At 76.2% G+C, this 437-nt stretch carries 1 protein-coding gene; it reads right to left on the minus strand.

Going from position 1 to position 437, the window contains the following annotated elements; all coding sequences use genetic code 11:
- Positions 1–8: 8 nt before the first annotated feature.
- Positions 9–293, minus strand: a complete 285-nt coding sequence (locus tag D3D02_RS20020; protein ID WP_121571404.1) for a ubiquitin-like small modifier protein 1 — start codon at positions 291–293, stop codon at positions 9–11.
- Positions 294–437: the final 144 nt, after the last annotated feature.

Consider the following 437-nt stretch of genomic DNA (forward strand, 5'->3'; position numbering starts at 1 on the left):
CGACCGATCTATCGGACGGAGCGGCCGCCGCTCACGGGCGGGAACAGCGCGAGCTCGTCGCCCGCCTCCAGCGTGGCGTCGAGCCCCTCGTCGTGGCGGACGCTCCGCCCGTTCCGGAGGACGTTGATGTGGTCAGCGACGGCGCCGTCCTCCATCACGCGGTCCCGCAGGCCGTGGTGTGCGTCAAGCAGCGCGTCGAGCGCGTCGCCGACCGTGTCGCCCGGCCCCGCGTCGACCGCCACCGTGCGGTCGCCCGCGATCTCCGCGAGGTCGGCGAACAGCTTCCACTCCATACCGGATCCCCGCGCGGGCGACTCAAGAGCGTTGCGTCCCGTCGGGGTCCGCGCCGCCGTCGTCTGTGTCGCCGGCGTCCCCGACCGCGGCGCCGGCGGCGGCGTCGGATCCGGCCTCGCTCCCGGTCGCGGACGCCGCGCCCG

Source organism: Halobellus sp. Atlit-38R (genome assembly GCF_003665925.1).
GTDB classification, from domain to species: Archaea; Halobacteriota; Halobacteria; order Halobacteriales; family Haloferacaceae; genus Haloquadratum; species Haloquadratum inordinatus.